This is a genomic window from Mesorhizobium sp. NZP2234 (assembly GCF_013170765.1).
GTDB classification, from domain to species: Bacteria; Pseudomonadota; Alphaproteobacteria; order Rhizobiales; family Rhizobiaceae; genus Mesorhizobium; species Mesorhizobium loti_D.
In genome coordinates this window covers 2,439,688-2,461,885 of sequence record NZ_CP033364.1, presented here as the reverse complement: position 1 = coordinate 2,461,885, position 22,198 = coordinate 2,439,688, and the positions used below count along the sequence as shown (strand labels likewise).

The following is a 22,198-nucleotide window of genomic DNA, read 5'->3' as shown; positions in this document are numbered from 1 at the left end:
GATCTGCACGGCACTGAAGCGCAAATCCACCTCTACACGAAGCGCTGGAGATCACACGAGCCAATAGCGGCTTTGTGGCTTGCTGTGTCTCTTGAATAAGATATTGCAAGTGATGTACGAATAGATAAATGGAGGGGCCTCGTCATGATTGAGAGTATCTCTGACGAGCTTCTAAAGCCCGACATGCAAGCAGTCATATCCCGAACACATCTCGGCCACGATCTTCATAGCTTTATGCTTCCAGTCCTTGAAGCCATCTCCAACGGAATGCACGGTATTGAAGCAAGATTCAAAGGGAGAGCCGCCGAAAACGGAGAGATCGAAATACATTTCATACACCCGGCCGATCCCCTAAAATTTCGCGTTACCATAACAGACAATGGCGTCGGATTAACGGACGAAAACTACAAGTCATTTCGAACACCTTTCTCCGGTTACAAGCTCAAGGAGAATGGTAGAGGCTTTGGTCGGTTCATCGCATTTAAGGTATACTCGTCTATTTTGTACCAAAGCAGGTACAGGTTTTTTTCGCTTGAGAAATCCAGATCTTTCAAATTCGACATAGCGAATGACAACGAAATAACCTTCACCGACAATGAGCCTGATTTTGACGGCCCGGGACTACAGGTAGAATATCGACAGCCACTTACCAATTGGCACGACTTGATACGCGATTTACGTCCAGATCATGTCGCCGATGAAATTGGCAGTCATTTCCTTCCTTATTTTTTGTACAAATGGCTACCGACGATTACTATCCAATTCGACGATTTACCTCCGCAAGACATTACTGAGCGCTTCAAAAACGTCTTCGTAGAATCTGACTCCGGTCAAATTGAATGCGAGATTGATGGAGAGAAAGAGAAATTAGAATACTCCATAACCCGGATTCCAAAAACTAGAGCATTTAGCAGTCACTGTCTTCTGCTCTCCGCCGCAGATCGTATCGTCGGAAAGCCTCGAGACCTGACCAATAAACTTGGTCAGCCCTTTTTCGTCGACGAAAAGGGCGAGAAGTATATAGTGATAGCGGTGGTAAGAGGGCCGGCGTTTGAAACGCGCCTCAATGATTCCAGAACAGGAATAAACATTCCACCGAAATCGATCGAAAATATCGTTTCGGCAATAAGCGATGTCATAGAGAAAACAGAAGTTTCTCAGATCGAAAGAATTAAAGATGAGCAATCTAACGATCTAGGAGAAGCGCTTCGCGAAAATCCCATTCTTAGGCTTGGCTTGCGCGGCAGAACAGTAAGCGAATATGTTGCAACCAAGCCAAATAACTGGTCAGCAGAGGAATTTGTTTCCGATTTGGCCATCGAGCGATTCAGAGCGTCAGAGGATCTATCAAAGGCGATCTCTCTTGCTGCTGGCGATCCTGACAATTATAGTGAAAAACTGTCTGAGATAGTTGGAAAAATTGACGCCGCAAAGAAAGAAGCTCTGGCAGAATACGTTATCCATAGAAAGAACATCATCGAACTTTTGGAGGCGGCACGTAAATTTAAATCAGATGGGAAAAGAGAACCAGAGGACGTAATACATGAACTCGTCTTCAGGAGATTTTCCGACAGCGTGAATACAGAGTACTTTTCACACAACCTGTGGCTTGTAGATGACGCCCTGGCATTTTTGCCTTATGTGTCGAGCGACCGAACGTTGCACGGCGGACGCAGGAAGTCAGGAGATAAGGTTGCCGATTTAATTTTCTTTGAGGATAGCATGATCCTCGGCGACAACGACGGCACAACCATAACCATTATCGAATTTAAGAAACCGAGTCGCGATGACTATAAATTCGGAAGCGAAAAATCTGACCCAGTCCTTCAGGTAATAAACACTCTTGAGCAAGCCACTGTCGGGGGTGGAATAACCAAGACAGATGGGAGTCATATTGCTTTTACTGGCGTCATCCGTCGTTTTGCTTTTATAATTGCCGATCACACTCAAAGTATGGTCAACGTTCTTCGGAAGCACGACTTCAAAAACGATTGGAATCCGAAGATATTTTTTCGATTTAGAGATCACGAAGAGATATATATACAGGCGATCGGCTATGAAACGCTTATTGAGAACGCAAAGAAACGAAACCAAGCGTTTTTCAGTGTGTTACTCGGGGAGTAAGGGCGAGGTTTAACTCCCGTTCCACTGAGTTTCCAGGTTAATGGCGTATAAGCCAGGCCGGCTTTTCAAACCTGCCCCTTCACGCCACCGCCACACACTCGATCTCGATATCAAACTCCATCGGCCAGGACGCCACCGGCACAAAACTCCGCGCCGGCGGGTTGACGCTGAAGTGCTTGGCATAAACCCGGTTAATCGCGTTGTAGAAGCCGGAGTTGACGGCATAGATGCGCACCATCACCACGTTTTCCAGCGATGTGCCGGCCGCTTCCAGGCAGTGTTTCAGCGCCTTCAGCGATGCCTCGGTCTGCGTTTCGATGTCGCCGCGCACCATCTCGCCGGTCACCATGTCCACCGGCGGCGTCGCCGAGATGAACACGAAGCCATTTGCCTTCACCGCGGTCGAACAGGGCAGGCCGAGCGCCCGCACCTTGGCCGACATGACCGGCACTTCGATGACTTCCTTCTTCATGGCAATCTCCCCGTTTGCGGGGAGCTTATAGCGCTACCGGGCGAACGCCAGCGCCGAGGCATGGTCCAGGGCTCACGCCACCGCCACGCACTCGATCTCGATGTCGAACTCCATGGGCCATGACGCCACCGGCACGAAGGTCCGCGACGGCGGGTTTTCGGGAAAATACTTGGCATAGACGCGGTTGATGGCGTTGTAGAAGCCGGAGTTGACGGCATAGATGCGCACCATCACCACATTGTCGAGCGAGGTACCGGCGGCTTCCAGGCAATGCTTCAGCGCCTTGAGCGAGGCCTCGGTCTGCACCTCGATGTCACCCTTTACCAACCTGCCGGTCGAAATATCGAGCGGCGGCGTGCCGGACACGAAGACCAGCCCCGCGCCCCTGGTGACCAGCGACAGCGGCACGCCGAGCGCCCGCACGGCCGCCGACAGCACCGGCACTTCCACAACTTCCTTCTTCATAGCAATCCTCCCCTTGGTTTGCGGGGCAGCTTATCCCGATGCCGGCCGAACGCCAGCGCAGTTCCTCCCTTCTCCCCTTGCGGGAGAAGGAAAAGCCAACGCCGTCCAGCGCTCACCCCTGCCCCGGATACGGCGTGCCGTCCTTGTGCAGGAAGCGGCCGTCCGAACTCGGGCTCATCATGTCGATGTCGGAGCACGTGATGACATCGTCCGGGTTGCGCGAGCCGACTTCGAGGTAGCGGGCTGTAACCGACGACCGGTTGATCATGTGGTGGCCGTTGCCGCTGTTCTTGGGAAAGGCAGCACTATCGCCCGCCTTGAGCAGCGTCTCGCCGCCATCCTCGACCAGCGTCAACTCGCCTTCCAGCACATAGACAAGCTCATCCTCATGGCTGTGCCAGTGGCGCTGGCTCGACCAGCCGCCGGGCGGGAGCGTCATCAGGTTCACGCCGAAATCGGTAAGGCCGCCGGCGTCGCCCAGGCGCCGGCGCGTGCGGGTGGCACAAGCGGCGTCGAAGGGCGCGGGATAGCCGGAGCCCTTGCGGATGGGGACGGATGAGAGGTCGATCTTGGGCATGGGTGCGTCCATGGGTTGGTGGGGAGTGTATTCCACTGCCGGTGTGGGCACAGAGCCACCTTGCGGTGCTCTGTTCGCCAAAGGAGAAGCATCTACCGTAAATCGCCGACCTCGTTCTCCAATCCACCGCCACCAGATCCAATCCACCGCGACCAGAAAGGAAAAAAACAGCCTCACGACTGCAGCGTCACCTCGCCCTCATCCTCGCCGTCCCAGTAATGGGCGCGCGTGGCCTCTATCTTGATCATCGCCAGTCCCGGCGTGTCGGTGCCTTGCTCGAACCATTCGTCGATGTCCTCGTTCCAGTGTTCCTCGAACGCCGCCTTGTCGCGGATGATCTCGGCCTTGCCCTCGACAGCGACCCAGAAGCCGTCATCGCCCTTGAAGGCCAGCGAGACATTGGCGTCGCGCTCGATCTCGGCCACCACCTCCGATTTCTCCCAGGTGAAGTAGTAGGAAGAGCCGTCATACTCGACGTCCTGGTTGTTGCTCATCGGCCGGCCGGCAATGGCGCCGCCTTGGGAATGGGTGGACAGCATGGCGACATCGATGTCGCGCATCTTCTCGGCGATTTCGGCAAGGCTGCGGTTGGGCATGGTGTGCTCCTGTCAAAGGGGTTGGCTAGGGCAACGTGCGATCTCCCCTTTGGTTCTCAGGAATATCTGGAGCGCCGAGCATTCATCCACCATCGGCACAGGATGCGGCATGCAGAGGCCGCGCACCATCACGCATGGCCTTCTTGATGCTATGGGCGACGAGGCCCCAGCAGAAAGGTTGTCATCATCGCACTGACGCATGCCACCGCCAACAACGCAACGGCGCCCGACGGGCTGGCCTCTTGGCGAATTGAAACAGTTCCTGAAGTGGGCGCGTTTTGAACCAGCCCGTCCAGGTCGGACCTGCTGCCATGTCGGACGGAATAGGCGCGGGTCAGCTCAGCGCCGAGCAGAAAGATTTCCGATGAATAGTAGACCCAGAGCAATATGACGAGCAGCCCTCCGGCCGCGCCATATGACGATGCGATCGCACTTGTGCCGATATACCAGCTTATAAGCGACTTCCCCAATGTGAACAGTGCGGCGGTTACGACAGCACCGATCCCGACATCCCGCCATTCCAAGGCACGATCCGGCAGGACTTTGTAGATAGCGGCAAACATGACGGAGATCAGGGCAAAGGAAATCAAGGTGTTGATCGCGCTCAGAACAAATTCGCCGAATGGAAGTTGAGCGCTGATCATGCCGCCCAGGGCCGAGATCGCGGCGCTCGCCACCAGGGATACCAGCAACATGAAGCCGAGTGCGGCGACCAGGCCGAGACTTGCCGCACGCGCACGCAAGAGACGCGACAGCGAGCTCCCTTTCGTTTCAACCTTCCATATCGCATTCAGGGCCTGCTGCATCTCGCCAAAGACCGCGGAGGCTGTGACGAGCAAGGTGGCCACGCCAACGATGGCCGCCAGGGTTCCCGAGGATTTGCTGGATGCTCCTTCGAGCGCTGTCTGAAGGAGCGCCGCGCTTTCTGAACCCATCAGCCCCGATATCTGGGCAGACAAAGCCAACTGCGCTGCGTCATGACCAAATGCGATGCCAGCTATCGCAACGACAATTATCAGGACCGGGGCCAGCGACGTGGCGGCATAAAAGGCCATCGCCGCGCCGTGACTGAGGGCATTGTCGTTGACAAAGCCGACCACGCTTTCGCGCAGCAAGTCCCATGCGTTTGCAGTTGTGAGTCGCACTTCGAATCCATGAAGAGGGTCGCACACCGTCCACTATCAATGCGGCGCACCCTCCGATGTTCCGGCCGACTTGAGCGGGAGCTTCACCCGCGATGTGAAGCGCATGATCAATGGTACCGAAACCGTGCGCAAGGCGAGCAGGTAAGGCCCCCTTCTCCCCTTGTGGGAGAAGGTGGCCGAGCGAAGCTCGGTCGGATGAGGGGTGTTCCAGCTTGGCGATGCGCCTGTTCAAAACCCCTTCAATGCCGGAAGACGAAGCAGAACTACTGCCGCCTCGTTTTCTTCTCAGCGAGAGAAGGCACCTCCATCAGCGCCATGGCTGCAAACTTGTGTCCCGAACATAGGCGATGATGGTGTCACTGACAGAATCCAGTTCTCGCAACACATCATCATTCCAGAAGCGTAACACGCGGAACCCTCGCAACTTCAGCTCGGCGCTCCGCTCGATCGTGGACAGAGTCTGCATGCTGGCTACCGTCTATCTCAACGATCAGCATTGCCTCCGCGCACAGAAAGTCAGCAATGAAACGTCCAATCGGCACTTGGCGGCGGAACTTGATCCGATCCAGTTTTCGACCGCGCAACTCATGCCTAAGCTTGTCCTCGGCCTCGGTCGGCTTGTGCCGCAAGGTTCGGGCAAAACGTCTCTTTTCTGGCAGGACAGGATGGTGTGGCATTGCGAAACAATAAGTGAGGTTGGCGTTCACTGGAACACCCCTCATCCGACCTCGCTTCGCGAGGCCACCTTCTCCCACAAGGGGAGAAGGGAGGCCGCACCACCCTCAGTGGCAGCACCTCTCGCCATATTGCAGCTGCTCGTGCCAATCCGGCCTTCCCTCCGGCGTGAAATCCATCAGGTTCCACAGGATCTCGCAGGTGCCGATGGCGCGCGGGTCCTGGCCGGGCTCCGTCGGCGCGAAGCCGAGCTCCGACGACCAGAAATGGCGGATGCCGTCACCGTCCCGATGGAACACCGACAGCAGCGGGATCTGCGCGCCGTCGGCATCCTCGGCATTGTAGTCGCGCTTGAAACTGTTGGCGGCCGACGACACCAGCCGCATGTTGCGCCAGCCGCGATCCCGGCCGAGCGTGACGAGGTTTTCCAGCGCGGTCTTGGCCACCACGGCGAAGTTGAAGCCGGCCGCTTCGAGATGGCCGACCGCGCCGTCGAACTGGTCTAGCAGCGCCGTGCAGGACGGGCATGGCTGGTCCGGCCGTGCGAGCCTGGCCGTGCCGCCGCTTGCCGCCACATCGCGCGTTTCCCGCGGATGGCGCGGAAACATCATGTTGTACAGGATGAGCGAATCCCTGCCGGGCGCGAACAGCTCCGACAGTTTCACCTTCGCCGGCCTGCTGCCGGCATCGAGCGCGTCGAAGACATAATCCTGGCGGACAAGCCCGCCCGGCGGCAGCGCACGCCGCGCCTCGGCCACGGCTTCCATGGCGCGGCGCAGTTCGATTTCCTTCTTCAGGAGTTTTTCGCGTGCGGTGCGGTACCTGGCGGATTCGTTGGGAAAGGTGATCATGATCGGCTCCTTGGGTCCGCGCGCCGGCGTCCCGGCGCGGTTGCTCTGCGACCCAAGGACGTCTGGCCGCGATCGGTTCCGACATTCTTGCGCGGCTTGCGGCGACGATCGCCAAACCCTGGAAAGAGCGGATGACGGCTACTGTGCCGCCGGCACCGGGCAGTCCAGGTCGCCTTCCTCGCAATGGAGATAGCTCTGGAGCTCCTTCAGCCGGTTCTCGGTGAGCCCCGCCTGGCAGTTGGCGACGACCATGGGATAGACGCTGCCGGCGGTTTCGCGCGGCCCGCCCTGGAAGGCACATTCGGAATCGCGGAAGGCGACCCAGGCGCGTTGCGCGTCGACCAGCAATTTCTTCGAAGGCGCATTGTCCTTCAGCCGACCCATGATCTGCTTGTAGGCCTCGTTGAGTTTCTTGTCGGCCGCATCGAAATCCTTGCCGGCGCATTGGTCCATCGTCGCCTGGTCCTGCGCATTGGCGCAGTCGTCGGCGGCCCGCGCGGCGCCGGCAACGAGCGGGGCCGCAAGGACCAGGGTGGCAAGGCTGGAGAGCAGAAGCCGCATCATGTTTCCTCCGGTTTCAGTCGAGACCGGAGCTTAACCGTCAAGCCACTTCGGGCAAGATGCGACGTGCCACCTTGGTGGATAGTTTCTTTCGCGTGTTGGAACCCCTCCGCCTTTCCCGCATTGCCTCCATCGGCTACGGCTTGCGGGACCGGGGAGAAGAATGCACGACGCCGACGAGATCGACCTGCGCTGTCCGCAAGTGGTGGCCGACAATGCCGCCAGGGGGCTCAGGCTGCGCGAGCGGTTCGGCCGTGGCGGCACCGAGATCGGCGTCGCGCGGGCGACCGAGCTGAAGAATCGCGAGAAGCTCGCCCCGTCCACCATCCGCCGCATGGTCAGCTATTTCGCGCGCCACGAGGTCGACAAGCGCGGGAAAAACTTCGGCAATGAGGACAACCCCTCAGCCGGCCACATCGCCTGGCTGCTGTGGGGCGGCGATGAGGGCCGCGCCTGGGCGCTCGAGCCCAAGAAGAAGATCGGCAATGCGCCGGATATCTAGAGAGAAGATCGCGCAGGACGGCAGGCCCCGGAACCCCCGCCCCGGGACCTGCCGTGGAGGGGCCGGCACATGCCGGTGCGGCCTTCCTCCTGTGCGCGGCTGATCGACGATCCCGGATCAGCTGAAGGCGTCATCACGCTTCGTTAGCATGGGCCGGCGGCCGCCTCTGTGAAGCAGTTCACAGAGCGCTGGGTTTTCCGGGAAAATCGGCCGGCAGGAAGCGATTGGCGGCGGCAATTCCAGGAAAGCGTGAACGGTTTTTCCCGGGAAAAGCGCGCGCTTTCCCCATGGAATTGCCTCAAAACAAAAGAGTCACGAAGAGGTTCGCCGTTTCCGTGAAACGGTGAACTGTTCTAGCCTTCCCAGGCGACCGGCGTCATCCCCAGCCGCTCGTAGAGCCGTACCGCGGCTGGGTTCTCGACCGTATTGGTCTTCAGGTCGACACGGTCAGCGCCCCGGTCGCGAAAACTGGCAAAGGCATGCCACATCAGCGCTTCGCCGATGCCCCTGCCGCGCGCCTCGGGATGAACCGCGAGGTCCTTGACGAAGGCCGACGTCCAGCACAGTGCCGCCGCCGCCAGCCGGCCTTTGGCGTCGATGACGAGGAAACACAATTCCGGATCGAATTCGGGGTCGCCGGAGATGCGCGGCCACCATTCCTCGAATGGGCCGTCGGTGCCGTCGGCGAACACCTCGCTCAGCAGCGCATGGAGAGGCGGCGCGTCGCCGGGCTCGAAGCTGCGCATCACAAAACCGTCCGGCCAGTGCGGTGCAACGAGGGTCTCGTCGAGGATCTTGCGCAACCGGATGTCGTTGAGGGCCGGCGGGCGCGGCTCGGGCATCGCGCTCAGGCGTCTGGCTGCAGGCGGCGCCGCTTGCGGTCGACACCGAGGCCGGTCGCCTCGAGCAGGCCCTTGCGCTTGGCGTCGAAATAATAGCCGGTCTGGTAGAGCCAGTCGGCCTTCTTGGCGTTGCCATCCGCCACCAGCCAGGCGCCACGCAGATATTTGACCGCGTATTTGAGGTTGGTCTCGGCGTCGAACAGGCCCTTGGCCGGCCCGTCATAGCCCATGCCGCGCGCCGTAGCGTGCTTGATCTGCATCAGCCCCCAATGGCCGTTGTTGTAGGCCTTGGGGTTGTAGGTGCTTTCGCGGTTGACGACGTGGCGCACCAGATCCACCGGCACTTGGTAGAGCGCGGCGTATTTGACGATCAGCCGGTCGACATCGCCGCGCATGCCCGTGTGCTCTTCCGGGGTGGCAGGGCTAAGCGGCGCCGACGGGAACTGCACGAGGGAAGCCGGGTTCTGCGGCACGACATAGGCCACCTGCTGCACGCCGGGCATGGCTTTCTGGCCGCCAGCGACCGCCGGCACGACGAGGCCGGCTGTCGTATAGGTTTCGGCGGACTTGATCACGGGCTGAGTTGCCTTCACCGGCTGGCCGGCCTTGGAGGGCGGCGGCGCCTGCCAGGCACTGGGGCTGGCGATCATGATGGCGGGCACGGCCGGAGCCGTCGGCGTCGCGCCGGCAAAGGCCGCGGTCGCGGCGGTCGGCTGGCTGGCTGGCGCGACTGCGGCCTCACCTTCCGAAATGACGGCGCCAGGGGCGAGTTCGGCGGTCTGGATGGGGGCGATGCCCGAGGATTGCGGCAGCACCGAAACCGTGTCCGGCAGCGGTATGGTGAAGCCGGCATCGGCACCGGCGACAGTCGCGGTCTCGGTCAGGGACGGCGCGGCCTTCATCTGGGAGGTCGAGGTGCAGCCGCTCATGCTGGCCGCCGCCATGATCACGCCGATCGCGATAAGGGTATGTTTTGCTGGCAAGCCGCGCTCTGGTCCGGTTTGTCGGGTCGTTAAGATTTCCCTTACACCAGCGATTCCTGGGGGGCAATCGGGGCCATATGGTGGTTTTCGGGTGGCGGGACACGGGCACGGATGCCATATTGTTCCTGATATGTACTGCATGGAATCCCGGATTTCGCCGCTTTGCGGAAAGGAGCGCATCATGGAAACGACATCTTCGATCACAGCCGGCCACGCAGTGTTAGAAACAGTGATCGGTTTCATGGGCATTGCCTGGAGCGAAAAGGGCCTGATCCGGCTCTGCCTGCCCGAACGCAGCCGCGAAGCAGTGGAGCGGCGGCTGATGCGCCATGCCGGTGTTTCCGCCTCCTCCGCCCTGCCATCATGGGTGGTCGACCTGATCGTCTCGATCAAGGCTTACGCCGCCGGCGAGGACGTCGATTTCTCCGGCGTCCCGGTCGATCTCGACGGCGTCGACGAGTTCCGCCTCGCCATCTACGACGCGGCACGCAAACTCAGCTATGGCGAGACCACCACCTATGGCGAACTGGCCAAGCGCGCCGGCCATGCCGGCCTGCCGCGCGAAACGGGTGCGGCCCTTGGCGCCAATCCGGTGCCGCTGGTCATTCCTTGCCACCGCATCCTTGCGGCCGGCGGCAAGATCGGCGGCTTCTCCGCGCCCGGCGGCTCGGTCACCAAGGAGAAGATGCTGGCCATGGAAGGCGTGCGCGTCGGCCCGCCGCCCCCGGCGCAGGTGTCCTTCGGGTTCTAGGGCTTGGTCTTGAGGCGCGTCGAGATTCAGGTCAGGCCGAGCCGGGATCGTTCGCAGGCGGCATCACCTGCGAGCGGCTTTCCGTCCGGCAATGCGTCAAAAACAAAGCTCTAGTGACGGCGCGGGAAACGGCGGCGGAAATGGTCATTGTCCGGACGCTTGCAGTTGTAGACCGGGCAGGACTTGGTGTCGGCGCTCGGCACATAGGCCCGCGTCCTCACCTCGCCCATGGTGCAGAACTGCTGGCTCTGCACATAGCGGTCGTAAAGCGGCAGCCCCGGCACGCGTGTCGACTGGTAGCGCAGGATGACCGCGCCCTGGCGCGCGATCGTCGACTGCACCTTGCCGCAGCTCATATGCGTCGGGTCGTAGCGCGAGATCGCCCGCGCCTCGGCGGCCACCAGCGTCAGGCAGGCGGCAAGCAGAATGGTTTTCATGGTCCTCTCCCCTGATCCGCGACCCAAGGACAGCGCGATCTGTGGCAACGGTTTCACCAGATTGGGGCGGCCGTTGGGCAGTCCCGCGATCACGGCTTTCTCACACAGTCTTGTTTTTGGTGCGAAAGCAGCCTATATCAGCCCCATTGATATTTCGGCCGATCGATCCGGGCCTCGCGATCTTCGCGTTTGCTGACGTCTATCTCCAAAATCTCGATGCACACCGGCTGGACTTCGGTCTGGTCAAACCAAAGCAAATGCAAGGACTATTTTTATGGCAACTGGAACGGTCAAGTGGTTCAACGCCACCAAGGGCTTCGGCTTCATCCAGCCTGACGCGGGCGGCGCGGACGTTTTCGTTCACATCTCCGCTGTCGAGCGCGCTGGACTGTCGACCCTGGTCGAAGGCCAGAAGATCAACTTCGAGATCGAGCAGGACCGCCGCACTGGCAAGTCGTCCGCTGGATCTCTGAGCAAGGCAGCCTGATTTTGCGAATGGCGCGCGCCGGGCGATAGCTCGGGGCGCGCGGCAAGTCACGGATGTACTGACGGTCGCGCGAGAAGCGCGCCCGGAGCGGAAAGACCCGATACGCTGGAACAGCAGATAGCTGCCAGCCCGGACCGGACGCTCCCGATCAGGCTACCAAGCATGGGAAGGCGGGATTTATCCCGCCTTTTTGTTTGTCTGGGGTTAGGTGCCGCAACCGGCGCGATGGTCCCACCGATGCTATTTTTAGCCCAATAGTGGTACCATTCGGCCATGACCAAACTCGAGCAAATCGAAAAATCCGTCGCCGAATTGAGCCCCGAGGAACTGAAGGCGTTTGCCACCTGGTTCGAGGCGCTTCGATCAGACATGTGGGATCGGCAGATGGAGGCTGACGCGAGGGCGGGTCGGCTGGACAAGCTTGCCGAACAGGCACTGGCTGATCATCGCGCTGGCCGGACCCGGCCTCTGTGAATCACGTCGCCTCTCCATCATTCTGAGAGGCTTACGAAAAACTGCGATCGTCGATCAGAGCAAAAGCGGACAGGCGTTTTGCCAGACTGCGTGCTGATCCTTTTCATCCATCACTGCATTTCAAACAGGTGGGACGTTATTGGTCGGCGCGGGTCGACGATAGTTACCGAGCCGTTGCCATCCGTGACAATGATGATGTGATCTGGTTCTGGATCGGCAGCCATGCGGACTATGACCATTTGTTGAAATAGCCCCTGCTTTGCTTTTCGGCCGAAGGCCGCAAGCCCGACCGGGCGTCGCGCCTGTTGGCGCGCCCCGTCCGGAGCGAGCCGCGGAGCGGCTACGAGCGTGAGGACAAGGATATCCTATCCAACCCACTCGATTGGCACATGCCCCGGATCCGCCTCGACGCGGCCAAGCCAGGCCATGACCGCCGGATAGGCGTCGAGCTGGAAGCCGCCCTGCTCGGCCGTATGCGTGTAGGCATAGAGCGCGATGTCGGCGACGCTGAAGGCGTTGCCGGCGAAGAAGGCGTTGTTCTCCAGATATCTGTTCATCACGCCGAGTGCCTTGTTGCCGCGCTCCAGCGTCACGGCCAGCCGCTCGGGCGTGGCATCCCTGGCGCGCTCGGGAAAGGTCAGCAGCGCCTTGCGCACGGCGATGTAGGGCTCGTGGCTGTATTGCTCGAAGAACAGCCATTGATAGGCGAGCCCGCGCTCGTATCTGTCCAAAGGCAGGAAGCGCGTGCCTTCGGCGAGATAGAGAAGGATGGCGTTGGATTCGGCCAGCCGGCGACCATCGTCGAGTTCGAGCAGCGGCACCATGGCGTTGGGGTTCTTGGCGACGAAGTCGGCTTTTCGCGTGTCGCCGGTATGCGAACTCACCTCGATCGTGGTGAAGGCGAGGCCAAGCTTGGCCATCAGCAGGCGCGGCTTGTAGCAATTGCCGCTGTCGATCATGCTGTAGAGTATCATGGACGATCCCCGGAGCTGCCTTGGCCAGGGGATTATCGCAGCCGCCGTGCCTTCAACCAATGATTTGTTTTGGCGCGACTATCAGCGGCAGTGATGAAAGCGTCCTTCTCCCCGTTTACGGGGAGAAGATGGCGGCAGCCAGATGAGGGGCGGCGCCGGCGTCTCTCAGCATGGCTCAGCTCCGAAATGGACAATTCCGATTCGTCGCGCCGCCCCTCATCGCCCTGCCGGGCACTTCTCCCCGTAAACGGGGAGAAGGACGCTCTTGCAATGGCTTTCGCCAATTGCCGACGTGCCTATCCAAAAAGCGGCACGACATTGTTCTCCTTGCCCAGCAGCGCATCGATGGCGATCGGCTTTTCGTCGAAGATGGTCCCGGCCAGCGCCGGCCGGGCCAGAAGGAAGCCCTGCAGCAGGTCGACGCCGCCATCGAGCGCGACGCGCAGATGGACGGGCTGCTCGATGCCTTCGACCAGCACCCTGGCGCCGCGATCGTGCAGGCTGGACACCAGCGGCCTGAAGAAACGTTCGGCGGCGGTGTGGCGACAGAACTCTCCAAACCAGCCGCCATCGATCTTCACGATATCGGGCTGGAGCAGGCTCACCCGCTCCTCGGTCGAGTGGCCGGTGCCGAAATCGTCGATGGCGATGCGGATGCCGTCGCGCCGCATTTCGCGCACCAGCCGTGCCAGAAGCGCGTCGTCCGCCGCCTGTTCGGTGATTTCGCAGACCAGCATGCCGGGGGCAAGGCCGAGCCCGCCGAGATGCCGGCTCATCAGCCGGATCTCGGCCAGCGCCCGCCCGGGATGGTCGTTGACCATGGGATTGTAATTGAAGAACAGGTCGAGCCCGTCAACGCCGATGTTCTGGAAATTCCTGAGATGCAGAGCCCGGCACATGGTTTCGACAAACAGGCGGTCCGACACCGCAATGCTCTCGAAGAACGCCCGCGGCGACCCTGCCCGGCCGTCACGGTGCGGCTCGATCAGCCCTTCGACCGCCACCGCGTGCAGCGTGCCGCCGAGCGGCGCGAAAATCGGCTGGTAGGCGCTGCGCAGGCGGAAATCGCCATGGACGCCGTATTCGATGCCGACCTCGTCGACGAAGATCGCATCGCCGACATTGCGCCGCCGCTCGAGCCTCATGGCGTTACCCGGCGCCCGAAGGTTTTCGTCGATCGCGCCGTACGTGGGGCGACGGTGCGGGCAGTGGGCGCATCACTCGCGGCGGCAACCGGGTCTGGATTGCTTTTTGCGAAAACACGGAAACTCGTCGGCGCCAGTTCGGGCCGCGCCAGCACGAAGCCCTGCACCATCGAGGCGCCGGACTTCTCGGCGAGTTCCAGTTGCCACCCCTCCTCGATACCCTCGAACACCGTGCGGATGCCTTGCTCCTCGAAGCTCTTCACCATGGAGGTCAGCAGGGCGAAACCGGCGCCGGATTCCATCAGCTGCGTGATCCAGAGGGCATCGAACTTGACGATGTCGGGCCTCAACTCCTTGATGCGGTTGATGTCGGAATCGTCGGCGCCATAGTCGTCGACGGCGATGCGAAAACCGTTGCCCCGCAGCGCCGCGACGAAACCGTGCAGCGTCTCCTGCGATGCCGATCTCTGCTCGGTCACCTCGCACACGACGCGGCCCGGATCGATGCCGGCCTCGTGCAGCACCAGCCGCATTTCACGCAAGGCATTGTCGGCGACCGCCCGCTCGGTGAACACCGACGGGTCGAAATTGACGAAGATCGATGCCTCCCGCGGCAGGCAGGCGCCGGCATTAAGAAGATGCAGCGTCCTGGTCAGCGCCTCGATATGCAAACGGTCGGCGGCCGGACAGGTCGAAAAGAAGGTCATCGGCGATTGCGCCTCGCCATCACGGAACGGGCGGATCAGTCCTTCGAAGGCGGCAACCGACAGCTTGCCCTCCTTGAAGGCGAAGATCGGCTGGAAGGCACTTTGCAGCGTGTAGAGACCCCAGACACCTGACGTGGTGCCGTCATCATGACGGATGATGTGGGCAAGCCCGATGCTGCGCGACACGGTTCCTCGCTCCGCGGATTGGCGGAATGGATTGCGATCCTGCCATGCAAGCCTCTACCGCCCGTTAATGAATTTAGTGTTGCCGATCACGCCTCATTGACCTCGCCGTCGCACCTGGCCCAGCCGAGAAGGCTTGCACTGGCGGGAATGATGCGACATGAGAAGCGCCGCGGCCGCTCCTGGCCGCGCCGATCTTCTCAGGAGAGATAAAAGGTCATGGCCTTTCTTGCCGACACCCTTTCCCGCGTAAAGCCTTCCGCCACCATCGCGGTGACGCAGAAAGCGCGCGAGCTGAAAAATGCCGGCCGTGACATTATCGGCCTTGGCGCCGGCGAACCGGATTTCGACACGCCCGACAACATCAAGAACGCGGCGATCGAGGCAATCCGGCGTGGCGAGACCAAGTACCCGCCCGTGTCGGGTATCGTGCCACTGCGCGAGGCGATCGCGAAGAAGTTCAAGCGCGAGAACAATCTCGATTACAAGCCCGAGCAGACCATTGTCGGCACCGGCGGCAAGCAGATCCTGTTCAACGCTTTCATGGCGACGCTGAACCCTGGCGACGAGGTCATCATCCCCCGCCCCTACTGGGTCAGCTACCCTGAAATGGTGGCGATCTGCGGCGGTACGTCGGTGTTCGCCGACACTTCGATCGACAACGGTTTCAAATTGACGGCCGAGGTGCTGGAGAAGGCGATCACGCCGAAGACCAAATGGCTGCTGATGAACTCGCCGTCCAACCCCTCGGGCGCCGCCTACACCGAGGCCGAACTGCGCGCGCTGGCCGACGTGTTGCTCAGGCATCCGCATGTCTGGACGCTGACCGACGACATGTACGAGCACCTGACCTATGGCGACTTCGTCTTCAAGACCATCGCCGAGGTCGAACCGAAGCTCTACGAGCGTACGCTGACCATGAACGGCGTGTCGAAAGCCTATGCCATGACCGGCTGGCGCATCGGCTATGCGGCTGGTCCCGTTCAGTTGATCAAGGCGATGGACATGATCCAGGGCCAGCAGACGTCGGGCGCCTGCACCATCGCGCAATGGGCTTCGGTCGAGGCGCTCAACGGCCCGCAGGACTTCATCGCCAGGAACAAGGCGATCTTCCAGGGCCGGCGCGATCTGGTCGTGTCGATGCTCAACCAGGCGCGCGGCATCACGTGCCCATCGCCGGAAGGCGCCTTCTATGTCTATCCGTCCTGCGCCCAGCTGATCGGCAAGAAGACCAAGGCCGGCAAGGTGATCGACACCGACGAAGCCTTCTGCTCGGAATTGCTCGAGGCCGAGGGTGTGGCGGTGGTGTTCGGCTCGGCCTTCGGCCTCGGACCCAACTTCCGCATCTCCTACGCTACCTCCGACGCGCTGCTGGAGGAAGCCTGCACGCGCATCCAGCGTTTTACGGCATCGCTGACCTGATCAACCCCACCTGAAGACAACGGAAACCCGGCGATGACGCCGGGTTTCCGCAAGCTCGGCCTCGGCGCTCAGCTGCCGTACTGCTCGCCCGAAACCGCCTCCAGCCAGTCCACGGCGACGCCGTCGAGCGCTTCCTGCATGGCGATATGCGTCATCGCCGATTTCGGCGCCGCACCATGCCAGTGCTTCTCACCAGGGGCGAACCAGATGGTGTCGCCGGCCCTGATCTCCAGCATCGGGCCACCCCATGTCTGGGCAAGGCCGGCGCCAGAGGTGACGTGGAGCGTCTGGCCGAACGGATGCGTGTGCCAGTGGGTGCGCGCGCCCGGCTCGAAGCTCACCAGCGTCGCCCTCAGCCGCGCCGGGGTCTCCGTCTCGATGATCGGCGTCTGCAGAACCCGGCCGGTGAAGTATCTGTCCGGCGCTATGATGGTCGGCACGCTGCCGCAAGCAATGATCTTCATCGTATGATCCTGAAACTGGTGGTGAAACGACCCGCTTATCGGGGCAAAACGCATTCTCGGCCGATATCATCCAGGGCGCAACCGGCCGTTCGGCCCGCCATCGCGAAGACGCGGTTTTCTCTCCTTAACCATGAACCTTCCCCGCATGGCGCAACAGGGCGAAACAGGGGCGAATTCAATGTCTTCTTAACAGCTGCGCACTAGCCGTGAGCCTGCATTGCAGGGGGCGATGAGATGAGCATACTGGCGACGATCAAGGACCATAGCGGCCGGATCTACCGTGCCATCCAGGCGCTGCTTTTGATCAGCATCGGCGCCGCGTTGCTTGGCACCCTCGAGATGTCGGAAAACCTGCCCTCCAACAGCGCCTATGCGGTCTCGATCCTCGCCACGGGGTTGGCCCTGCTGGCGCTGATGTACATGCGCAGCAGCGTCGTTCACAGCCTGAGATCCGCCGCCGCCGCCGAGGCGGAAAAGCATCATTTCCTGACCAGGGACGCGATGACCGGGGCGATGACCCGCCGCTATTTCCTGGAAGCGCTGGGCAACAGCCTGGGCACAATGCGCGACCGGCGCGATGCGGCCTTGCTTTTGATCGACCTCGACCATTTCAAGCAGCTCAACGACACATTCGGTCATCAGTTCGGCGACCGCACCCTGTCGCATCTCGTCAAGACCACCGAGCGCATCTTTTCCGGCTGCATGGTCGGTCGGCTCGGCGGCGACGAATTCGGCGTCATCATCCCGCACGGCGATCTCACCGCCATCAACAAGGACATCAGGCAATTGCTGGATGCCATGCGGGCCGGCAAATCGCACGAAGGCAAGACCATTCCGCTCTCCATCTCGATTGGCGTGGCACTGGCGCCGGCCCATGCCTCGAACACGACAGAACTGATGCTGGTTGCCGACCTGGCGCTCTATGAGAGCAAGGCGGCGGGCCGTGGCCGCGTCACCGTGTTCGACGAGGAGATGCTGTCCGACAAGCGCTACCGCCGCCTGGTCGAGCGGGAATTGCGCGCCGCGGTCTATCTCGGCGAGCTCGAGCTGCACTACCAGCCGATCGTCAACCCGGACGGATCCACCTGTGCGTTCGAGGGCCTGATCCGCTGGCGCCATCCGGTTCGCGGCCTGATCTCCCCGGCCGAGTTCATCCCGATCGCCGAACGCTCGACCCTGGTCGACATGCTTGGCGAATGGGTGTTCAAGCGAGCTTGCGCCGATATCGGCCATTTCCCCGGACGCCGCATCTCGATCAATGTCTCTGGCGAGCAGCTGAAGCGCGACGAGATCGTCACCATGTGCGACCGCGTGCTGAAGGAAACCGGACGTTCGGCGACACAATTCATCATCGAGATCACCGAGACGGTGGCAACCGCCGCCACGCCCGAGACCCTGCGGCGCCTCGAAGCCTTGCGCGGTCTCGGCTTCCACATCGCGCTCGACGATTTCGGCACCGGCCATTGCGGCTTCAACTATCTGAAGACCTTGCCCATCGACAGCATCAAGATCGATCGCTCCTACATCCGCAGCCTTGCCCATGACCAGGTGGCGCAGATCTTCGTTTCGGCGCTGGCGCAGATCGCGCGCATCCAGGACGTCACCATCGTGGCGGAGGGTGTCGAGACACAAGAAGAGTTCAAGCTGGCCAAGGCCGCCGGCTGCAATCGTTTCCAAGGCTATTTCTTCGGCAGGCCGGCGCCACGCGACAAGGTGGGGCCCTTGCTCGCCATCGATGATGCCGAACCCATGGCGCTGAGCGCCTGAGGTCACGCACGGGCACCGATTTCTATTTCCCTTGCCCTGCCGGCAAACAAGTGGGACGATGCGTCAGGGCAGGTGGCGACAAGAAAAGAACCCCGCCCGCGACGGTCGAACAGGCCGGCCGCCGCTCAGGACCGATTGACCACGCCTGAACCATGCATGCCAGTCGGTCCCTAGGGAAACGCCTGAGTGGAGGTCAGCCATGGGTACTCGCGCCGGAGGACGACGCACGGGACCGAAATGCATTGCCATAGTCGGTCCCTTTGCAAGCGGTAAGACGACACTTCTCGAAGCCATATTGGCCCGTACGGGCGCCATTCCCCGCCAGAACCCGGTTTCCTCGGGCAGTACTGTCTCAGATCATTCGCCGGAAGCACGCGCCCACGCCATGAGCGTCGAGGCGACCGTCGCAACCACCGATTTCATGGGCGAGCAGATCACCTTCGTCGATTGTCCCGGCTCGATCGAATTCTCCTTCGAGGCCGAGCCGGTGCTGGCCGCCTGCGACCTCGCGGTGGTCGTGGCCGAGGCCGACGAAAAGAAGATTCCCGCCCTGCAGCTCATCATGCGCAAGCTCGATGATCTCGGCGTGCCGCGCATCCTGTTCCTCAACAAGGTCGACAAGGCGATAGCAGGCGTTCGCGACACGCTGAAGATGCTGCAGCCGGCAAGCTCTGTGCCGCTTCTGCTGCGCCAGATTCCACTTCGCAAGGACGGCGTCGTCATCGGTTCGATCGATCTGGCGCTGGAGCGTGCCTACATCTACCGCGAGTACGCCGAAAGCGAGGTGGCCCAGATACCCGGCGACGACAAGGCGCGCGAACTGGAAGCACGCTTCTCCATGCTGGAGACTCTGGCCGACCATGACGACCAGCTAATGGAACAGCTGCTCGAGGAGATCGAGCCGCCGAAGGACGCCATCTTCGACGACCTTGCCGCCGATCTGCGCGATGGCGTGGTGACGCCGGTGCTGATCGGTACCGCCGAGAAGGGCAATGGCGTGCTGCGCCTCTTGAAGACGATCCGCCACGACGCACCCGACATCGAGGCGACCCGCAAGCGGCTTGGCGCCCCCGACGGCGGCGCCACCCTGGTCCAGGTGATGAAGACGATCCACACACCGCATGGCGGCAAGCTGTCGGTGTCGCGCATCCTGTCCGGCCAGGTCGCCGACGGTTCCGAACTCTGGCTGCCCGGCGGTGAGACGGCGAAGGTTTCCGGCATCTACAAGATGCTCGGCAAGGACCAGTTCAAGCTCACCGCCGCCAAGCTTGGCGACACCGTGGCGCTGGGCAAGCTGGACGAGGTCAAGACCGGCCAGACGCTGACTTCGGCCAGGGGCGGCACCAAACAGCTGTTCGCATTCGAGCCACCGCAGCCGGTATTCGCTTTCGCGCTGCGGCCGAAGGAGCGCAAGGACGAGGTCAAGATGTCGGCCGCCATCCAGCGGCTGGCGGAGGAAGATCCCTCGCTCAGCCTGCGTCACAACCAGGACTCGGCCGAGACGGTGCTGTCTGGCCATGGCGAGATGCATCTGCGCGTCGTGCGCGAGCGGCTGGAGGGCAAGAACCAGATCCCGGTCGAAGGCCATGCCCCGGCCGTGCCCTATCGCGAGACGATCCGCAAATCGGCGCAGCAGCGTGGCCGCCACAAGAAGCAGTCGGGCGGCCATGGCCAGTTCGGCGACGTGGTGATCGAGATCAAGCCGTTGCCGCGCGGCTCCGGCTTCCAGTTCACCGACACCATCACCGGCGGCGTCGTGCCCAAGACCTACATCCAGTCGGTCGAAACAGGCATACGCGATTACCTGAAGAGCGGCCCGCTCGGCTTCCCCGTGGTCGACGTCGCCGTCAACCTGTCGGACGGCTCCTATCATGCGGTCGATTCCTCCGACATGGCCTTCCAGATGGCCGCGAAGCTCGCCATGAAGGAAGGCATGGCCGCCTGCTCACCGGTGCTTCTGGAGCCGGTGATGAAAGTCGAGATCGTCACGCCCTCGGACGCGACCTCGAAGATCATCGCGCTCATCCCGCAGCGGCGCGGCCAGATCCTCGGCTATGACGCCCGGCCCGGCTGGCCGGGGTGGGATGTCGTCGAGGCGACCATGCCGCAAGCCGAGATCGGCGACCTGATCATTGAGCTGCGCTCGGCAACGGCGGGCGTCGCCAGCTATCGCGCCGCCTTCGACCACATGGCCGAACTCACCGGCCGTCTCGCCGACGAAGCGATGAACACCAACGGCAAGGCCGCCTGATTTCGCCGCAATCCACCACCTCTCGCCGTTAGCGGTGAGAGGTGGCTGGCAGGACAGAGGGCGGCATCAACGTTTGGGAGGTTCATGACCAGCGGGACCGGCGCATGGCCTCCGGATGCGAGCCCCGCCGCCTCGCGACAGCAACATGCATGAAACCAAAAACGACGCCCGGGGGGCCGGACGCCGTTTTGTTTGCGGACCGTTTTCTTGGGAGGAGAAACGGTAGGTCCGCCGCATGTGCCGTAGCCGGGTTTCGGCGAAAAAGGTTCGGACGCGGTAGCCGCCTGAGCCCGGGCCGTACGAGTGATGCCCCCATCTCTCGTCCGAACCACACCGCGTCCTAGCGTGTACATAGCATCGGAAGGCATCGTTGTCATGTTACCAGAGGTTACATGACACTGTTACGCGGCAATTCTGGTGAATTCCTGGTCCGCCCCGGTAAGGTCCGGGCAACAAAAAAGCCGGATCAACGAAGATCCGGCTGAGTTTGATTGGAAGTGCCTGTTAAGGCTAACCTCCAGAGGGGAACACTCGAGGGCGCTAATGGGAGGAGAACGCGCCCAGGAGATGATCTATATATCTGCTCATCATGCCCAAGAAACAAGCATCTATTTTGCAACACACGCATGCAAAAAGACGCAGGCTGTGGTCTAACCCATTCCGAAAGCCAATAGGACCAGCAGAATCCCCAAAACGGAGCGCGCCGCGGGCCATTTGTCGTTGTGAAAACGCCAATCCAGGCCGATCTTGCTCCAAAATGCCGAAAACTCCTGATGACCTGGAATCAGGCAGTGGCCGTTCAATTCTGAGGCAACCAGGCGAAAAGCAGCCAATGCGTCCTTTTTCAGCCATTGCCGGCAGCGGCGTTTTCCTGATCGCGGCTCCGGGTGTGGTTGCCGGACTTGTCCCCTGGCTGCTCAGCGACCGTTGGGGCTTGCCGTGGTCCACCGTACCGGGCTTTGTTCTTGCTGGCGGCATCCTCATCGTGGTCGCGGCCGCCGTGCTGCTGCATGCCTTCGCCCGCTTCGCGCTGGAGGGGTTGGGCACGCCGGCTCCCATCGCGCCGACCGAAAAGCTGGTGATCGGCGGCGTCTATCGCCATGTCCGCAATCCCATGTATGTCGCCGTGCTGTCGATCATCCTTGGCCAGGCACTGCTGTTCTCCAGATGGACGCTTCTCGCCTATGCCGCCATCGGCGCCATTGCCATGGGCTCCTTCGTTAGGTTCTACGAGGAGCCGACGCTCGCAAGCCGCTACGGCGCCGACTATGAAACCTACCGCCGCAACGTCCCTGGCTGGCTGCCACGCCTGACACCCTGGCGGGATTGACGAGCAGCGAGCA

Annotated in this window: 24 protein-coding genes and 1 pseudogene; 10 read left to right on the top strand and 15 right to left on the bottom strand. The window is 61.5% G+C overall.

Translation table 11 applies throughout. The features are described 5' to 3' along the window. Positions 1–144: 144 nt before the first annotated feature. Positions 145–2,124 (top strand): ATP-binding protein, encoded by a 1,980-nt coding sequence (locus EB230_RS12100; RefSeq protein WP_172372444.1) that lies wholly within the window; start codon positions 145–147, stop codon positions 2,122–2,124. Positions 2,125–2,203: 79 nt separating this feature from the next. On the opposite strand, the gene EB230_RS12095 is transcribed toward EB230_RS12100, so the two are convergent. The 8 genes and pseudogenes from EB230_RS12095 to EB230_RS12060 form a co-directional block, all read right to left on the bottom strand. After that, entirely contained in the window at positions 2,204–2,596 is a 393-nt protein-coding gene (locus EB230_RS12095; protein WP_172372442.1) for a RidA family protein, read from the bottom strand. A gap of 72 nt (positions 2,597–2,668) precedes the next feature. Continuing rightward, the gene (locus EB230_RS12090; RefSeq protein ID WP_172372440.1) at positions 2,669–3,061 is read right to left on the bottom strand and encodes a RidA family protein; all 393 of its coding nucleotides are present in this window, start codon (positions 3,059–3,061) and stop codon (positions 2,669–2,671) included. A 112-nt stretch (positions 3,062–3,173) separates the two neighbouring features. Continuing rightward, positions 3,174–3,638, bottom strand: coding sequence for a cupin domain-containing protein (locus EB230_RS12085; RefSeq protein WP_172372438.1), 465 nt, complete (start codon positions 3,636–3,638; stop codon positions 3,174–3,176). A 173-nt stretch (positions 3,639–3,811) separates the two neighbouring features. Continuing rightward, positions 3,812–4,234: a pyridoxamine 5'-phosphate oxidase family protein gene (locus EB230_RS12080; RefSeq protein ID WP_172372436.1), complete on the bottom strand. Its 423-nt coding sequence runs from the start codon at positions 4,232–4,234 to the stop codon at positions 3,812–3,814. A 149-nt stretch (positions 4,235–4,383) separates the two neighbouring features. After that, positions 4,384–5,349, bottom strand: coding sequence for a YihY/virulence factor BrkB family protein (locus EB230_RS12075; protein WP_246738936.1), 966 nt, complete (start codon positions 5,347–5,349; stop codon positions 4,384–4,386). A 337-nt stretch (positions 5,350–5,686) separates the two neighbouring features. Beyond that, positions 5,687–6,056: pseudogene (locus tag EB230_RS12070) on the bottom strand (endonuclease domain-containing protein). Positions 6,057–6,161: 105 nt separating this feature from the next. Further along, positions 6,162–6,905 carry a DUF899 family protein gene (locus EB230_RS12065; protein ID WP_172372432.1) on the bottom strand — a complete coding sequence of 248 codons (744 nt, stop codon included), beginning with the start codon at positions 6,903–6,905 and terminating at the stop codon, positions 6,162–6,164. Between the two features lie 138 nt (positions 6,906–7,043). Next, on the bottom strand, positions 7,044–7,469 hold the full coding sequence (locus EB230_RS12060; protein ID WP_320412018.1) for a lysozyme inhibitor LprI family protein: 426 nt from the start codon (positions 7,467–7,469) through the stop codon (positions 7,044–7,046). A 160-nt stretch (positions 7,470–7,629) separates the two neighbouring features. Between EB230_RS12060 and EB230_RS12055 the strand changes: the two genes are divergently transcribed. Further along, positions 7,630–7,968 (top strand): hypothetical protein, encoded by a 339-nt coding sequence (locus EB230_RS12055; protein ID WP_172372430.1) that lies wholly within the window; start codon positions 7,630–7,632, stop codon positions 7,966–7,968. Positions 7,969–8,321: 353 nt separating this feature from the next. On the opposite strand, the gene EB230_RS12050 is transcribed toward EB230_RS12055, so the two are convergent. Both EB230_RS12050 and EB230_RS12045 read right to left on the bottom strand, forming a co-directional pair. Then, positions 8,322–8,810: a GNAT family N-acetyltransferase gene (locus EB230_RS12050; RefSeq protein WP_172372428.1), complete on the bottom strand. Its 489-nt coding sequence runs from the start codon at positions 8,808–8,810 to the stop codon at positions 8,322–8,324. A 5-nt stretch (positions 8,811–8,815) separates the two neighbouring features. Further along, entirely contained in the window at positions 8,816–9,793 is a 978-nt protein-coding gene (locus EB230_RS12045) for a lytic transglycosylase domain-containing protein (RefSeq protein WP_172372426.1), read from the bottom strand. 181 nt (positions 9,794–9,974) lie between these two features. On the opposite strand from EB230_RS12045, the gene EB230_RS12040 reads away from it, so the two are divergent. Next, a complete protein-coding gene (locus EB230_RS12040) occupies positions 9,975–10,544 on the top strand; it encodes a methylated-DNA--[protein]-cysteine S-methyltransferase (protein ID WP_056578716.1) in 570 nt (189 codons plus the stop codon). Positions 10,545–10,654: 110 nt separating this feature from the next. On the opposite strand, the gene EB230_RS12035 is transcribed toward EB230_RS12040, so the two are convergent. Then, on the bottom strand, positions 10,655–10,981 hold the full coding sequence (locus EB230_RS12035; protein WP_056578719.1) for a hypothetical protein: 327 nt from the start codon (positions 10,979–10,981) through the stop codon (positions 10,655–10,657). A gap of 274 nt (positions 10,982–11,255) precedes the next feature. Between EB230_RS12035 and EB230_RS12030 the strand changes: the two genes are divergently transcribed. From EB230_RS12030 to EB230_RS32580, 3 genes are all read left to right on the top strand, one after another. After that, entirely contained in the window at positions 11,256–11,468 is a 213-nt protein-coding gene (locus EB230_RS12030; protein WP_010910991.1) for a cold-shock protein, read from the top strand. Between the two features lie 273 nt (positions 11,469–11,741). Continuing rightward, positions 11,742–11,942 (top strand): hypothetical protein, encoded by a 201-nt coding sequence (locus tag EB230_RS12025; RefSeq protein ID WP_172372416.1) that lies wholly within the window; start codon positions 11,742–11,744, stop codon positions 11,940–11,942. Positions 11,943–11,983: 41 nt separating this feature from the next. Further along, the gene (locus EB230_RS32580; RefSeq protein WP_246738979.1) at positions 11,984–12,193 is read left to right on the top strand and encodes a hypothetical protein; all 210 of its coding nucleotides are present in this window, start codon (positions 11,984–11,986) and stop codon (positions 12,191–12,193) included. Between the two features lie 114 nt (positions 12,194–12,307). On the opposite strand, the gene EB230_RS12020 is transcribed toward EB230_RS32580, so the two are convergent. From EB230_RS12020 to EB230_RS12010, 3 genes are all read right to left on the bottom strand, one after another. Continuing rightward, positions 12,308–12,916, bottom strand: a complete 609-nt coding sequence (locus tag EB230_RS12020) for a glutathione S-transferase family protein (RefSeq protein ID WP_172372414.1) — start codon at positions 12,914–12,916, stop codon at positions 12,308–12,310. Between the two features lie 296 nt (positions 12,917–13,212). Beyond that, on the bottom strand, positions 13,213–14,061 hold the full coding sequence (locus tag EB230_RS12015) for an EAL domain-containing protein (protein ID WP_172372412.1): 849 nt from the start codon (positions 14,059–14,061) through the stop codon (positions 13,213–13,215). Continuing rightward, positions 14,058–14,954 (bottom strand): EAL domain-containing protein, encoded by an 897-nt coding sequence (locus EB230_RS12010; RefSeq protein ID WP_056578734.1) that lies wholly within the window; start codon positions 14,952–14,954, stop codon positions 14,058–14,060. The genes EB230_RS12015 and EB230_RS12010 overlap by 4 nt, the downstream gene beginning before the upstream one ends. 216 nt (positions 14,955–15,170) lie before the next feature. On the opposite strand from EB230_RS12010, the gene EB230_RS12005 reads away from it, so the two are divergent. Continuing rightward, on the top strand, positions 15,171–16,373 hold the full coding sequence (locus EB230_RS12005; protein ID WP_056578737.1) for a pyridoxal phosphate-dependent aminotransferase: 1,203 nt from the start codon (positions 15,171–15,173) through the stop codon (positions 16,371–16,373). A 68-nt stretch (positions 16,374–16,441) separates the two neighbouring features. Here EB230_RS12005 and EB230_RS12000 read toward each other — a convergent pair whose 3' ends face one another. Then, positions 16,442–16,837: a cupin domain-containing protein gene (locus tag EB230_RS12000; protein ID WP_172372409.1), complete on the bottom strand. Its 396-nt coding sequence runs from the start codon at positions 16,835–16,837 to the stop codon at positions 16,442–16,444. 234 nt (positions 16,838–17,071) lie between these two features. Between EB230_RS12000 and EB230_RS11995 the strand changes: the two genes are divergently transcribed. The 3 genes from EB230_RS11995 to EB230_RS11985 all read left to right on the top strand — a co-directional run bounded on the left by EB230_RS11995 (position 17,072) and on the right by EB230_RS11985 (position 22,185). After that, on the top strand, positions 17,072–18,604 hold the full coding sequence (locus EB230_RS11995) for an EAL domain-containing protein (RefSeq protein ID WP_056578743.1): 1,533 nt from the start codon (positions 17,072–17,074) through the stop codon (positions 18,602–18,604). Between the two features lie 199 nt (positions 18,605–18,803). Next, positions 18,804–20,855, top strand: a complete 2,052-nt coding sequence (locus EB230_RS11990; protein ID WP_172372408.1) for an elongation factor G — start codon at positions 18,804–18,806, stop codon at positions 20,853–20,855. 832 nt (positions 20,856–21,687) lie between these two features. After that, the gene (locus EB230_RS11985) at positions 21,688–22,185 is read left to right on the top strand and encodes an isoprenylcysteine carboxylmethyltransferase family protein (RefSeq protein WP_172372407.1); all 498 of its coding nucleotides are present in this window, start codon (positions 21,688–21,690) and stop codon (positions 22,183–22,185) included. Positions 22,186–22,198 lie beyond the last annotated feature (13 nt).